Genomic DNA, 3103 nt, shown 5'->3' with positions numbered 1-3103 from the left:
GACTGCTTGATGAACCCGATGATCTGCTCGGTGGTGAAGCGACTCTTCTTCATGTCCGTCCTCGTGGTTGACGGACTTTACAGCTTCACTTGGTACGGCTCAGTGGGGGCAGGTCACAAGGTCAGCGGCACGAACTAACCTGGTAGTGAGGAATCCGACAACCGACTCACTCTCGAATGGCAGGTCAATGCCGCGGCCAGAGAGAATGAACTTGAAGTACGGCATAAGTTGGTCTGCTGCCTAACGCCTGAATTAAGCCGCGCCGCGAAGCGGCATCGGCTTGAACGAATTGTTAGGCATCAGATGAACTCTCCGAGTTGGTACTGGCCTCTGCCGGCTTAGTCATCATTTCAAGAAACTTGCGACTTATGTAGAAGCCATCGCTTTGGCGCTCCGCGGCCAGATCAATGGTGCCGCGAGGATACCGGATCATGAAATTGAGCTTTGCAAGACGAAACGCAAAGTCTTCCAAGTAGTCTGCATTAAAATGAGTGGTAATAACTTCACGCTTCTTTACGCGCACGGTACTAATGCGGCCACCGCTTTCGGGCGACCAAAGCCACATGCCATGAATCAACGCGTCTCTCGGCTCTTTTAGATTGACGAGCGTGTCATACACTACTCGGAAGCTAGACAACCTCTCGCCTGTACTTGTGTCCACGACCCGTTCTTTCCACAAAGAAAGCACTTGCGCGAACTGTATGTTGTTCATTGCCTTTGGTAGGGCTTCCGCCGGCTCTTCTCGGCTATCGAAGCTGAGGAGAGTCTGGGTAAACACCTCGTGTTCTAGTGATCCCCAGTGGGCAACGATCATCCCGATCAAAAACATCTCTCGATCGGAAAGCTGAAGATCAAGCGCCATGATGCTTTTAAAGTCAATGGCCATCGATGCCCTCAGATCTGATGCCTAACGCCTGAATTAAGCCGCGCCGCGAAGCGGCGTCGGCTTGAATGAATTGTTAGGCCCCAAACCGCTGCACTACCGAGCGGCAAGCTGGTAGAGCTTGCGGAGTGGCCCACTCAATTGCCGATTGTATCCGTGGCTCTAGTGCTGCCAGTGCCTCCGGCGCCCAATGCGCGCGAACGTCTCCGATGGGAAGCGCATCTGTCTCGGAAGAGATCATGGCGAAAGTGGAAAAGTCTGCATCCCGCTCATCCACCTCAACCTCCCACCGTAGAGAGGCCAGCGAATGGCAACCCTCAAGCAGTGGAATCGTCCCGGCCAAGATGCCGGAACAAATGTCCGCAGCCTGCTGCCTTACGGTTTGGACGTACTCCTCGTGGCTCATGAGGTCTGTCATTGGGGCCTAACGCCTGAGTTAAGCCACACCGCGAAGCGGCGTCGGCTTGAATGAATTGTTAGGCCCTTGCTAGTAGTTGAGCCCGAAAATCGTGAAGCTTTTGTGCTTTAACGACGAATCCAAGGTTATTTGGGATCTTGGACAGGCTGATGGAAAGCTGTTGTAGCGGCACATCAATGGTCTGAACCTCGCCCTCCGCGACATGTTGAGGGCCAGCGAATAGCACGCCCAACAAGATCACCCGCGTGCCGCCAAGATTGAGATTGCCATTTGCATCCATGTAGCCGCCCTGATTGAAGATCAAGACCGGGCTGCCACTTGAGCCGGGGAAGCACGCGCAATCTATTACAAAGATTGGAAGGCCGTTGTAATCATGCTTTGGATTGGTGGCAGTAATTCCCCTGCGTACTATTGGCATATTGTTGCGGATGTCCCAGATGCCGTTGGGATAGCCAATCATTGTTATGTCTTCAATTCCACCAAGCCCGCTCAGGACCTCACTGGTTGGAATTAACGTTTCGCCCAATGGTAGAAAGAAAAACTTCTTTCCAGCTTGCTCCGCTCCATTGAGAAGTGGCGCCATTGGAAAGACAGCAAGATCTACGTTTGGATCAGGATGCTTTAGCCAAAGTGATTCAAAGTTGTCTAATTGAATGTGCTCATAGGATCCGACAACAGGTTCTCCCGCATCATCGCGCTTTGTAAGGACAAAGGTCCCTCTGGTGCTGCCGTTAATGACGTGCTTGTTAGTCACGATCAGAGGAATGCTTGCGTTCTCATCGACTTCGAATGAGAAGAAAAAACCAGTGCCTGTCGAAGTTTTTCCGTTTTGTAGTAGGCATTCAAGCCGAACCGTCGTTTGCATAAGCTTTTCAGCAGCTGAAAGCACGAGCATGTCTCCTAAAGGGCCTAACGCCTGAATTAAGCCGACCCGCGAAGCGGGTTCGGCTTGAATGAATTGTTAGGCCGCAGACGGGGCACTGTGAACACACCGCAGATCAGACCAACGACCACCTGAGTCTAAGCAAGCATCCGAGGCGATGAACTCACGGATGTACGGGAAGGCTGTAAGAAGAACTGCTGCCGCCAGTGCAACTACAGCATAGCGGTTGGCAGGGCGGTCGCGGCGCAGCAGGACAAACAGACCGGCACCCGCCAAGAAAGATGCGGCAGCCCAGGCCAAACGGCTGCCTGCGACAAATAGCCAGCCGTCTGGGTTGGGTGAAGGCGGCCCGCCCGCGACCCATGCGGCAAAAACGGCACCGTTGAGCTGCAAGAGGCCCCAGACAATCCCGGCGATCAGGAGAATCCATCTGAGCATCTTGCGGAAGTCTCTCATGCGGCCTAACGCCTGAATTAAGCCGACCCGCGAAGCGGGTTCGGCTTGAATGAATTGTTAGGCCTTGCCGAGCGCGCGGAGACTTGCGCCACACGCTGACCAAGCCTTGTCGAATTGCCGCTGATCTTTGGCAAAGACATCACTGAGACTTCCGGGACCGCCGTAACAGCAGTTGCTGTGGTTATACACCGCACCACGGATATCGCCCTCTCGGAGCATAGATGCAATGGCTGAGAAGCGAGCGGCCCAGCCGGGCAGGTCCTCCGCAGTAAGCACCTCAACGAATGCGTCTGTCGCGGAGATGGCATGCTCTATCAGATGGTCAAGATCGCGGTTTTGCATGGTGCTGACCTGCCCCCACTGAGCCGTACCAAGTGAAGCTGTAAAGTCCGTCAACCACGAGGACGGACATGAAGAAGAGTCGCTTCACCACCGAGCAGATCATCGGGTTCATCAAGCAGTC

Annotated in this window: 3 protein-coding genes; all 3 read right to left on the bottom strand. The window is 54.0% G+C overall.

Annotated features, from left to right (window positions below):
* Positions 1 to 292: 292 nt before the first annotated feature.
* Complete coding sequence (locus C7456_RS16655; protein WP_211306349.1) at positions 293 to 886, bottom strand: hypothetical protein; 594 nt, start codon at positions 884 to 886, stop codon at positions 293 to 295.
* Positions 887 to 1359: 473 nt separating this feature from the next.
* A complete protein-coding gene (locus C7456_RS16650; protein ID WP_211306348.1) occupies positions 1360 to 2196 on the bottom strand; it encodes a S1 family peptidase in 837 nt (278 codons plus the stop codon).
* Between the two features lie 66 nt (positions 2197 to 2262).
* Entirely contained in the window at positions 2263 to 2640 is a 378-nt protein-coding gene (locus C7456_RS17075) for a hypothetical protein (RefSeq protein WP_139942978.1), read from the bottom strand.
* Between the last annotated feature and the right edge of the window lie 463 nt (positions 2641 to 3103).

This window comes from Fulvimonas soli, assembly GCF_003148905.1.
In the GTDB taxonomy this organism is placed as follows: domain Bacteria; phylum Pseudomonadota; class Gammaproteobacteria; order Xanthomonadales; family Rhodanobacteraceae; genus Fulvimonas; species Fulvimonas soli.
The sequence above is the reverse complement of the archived record's forward strand: the minus strand, read 5'-3'. Positions and strand labels throughout refer to the sequence as shown.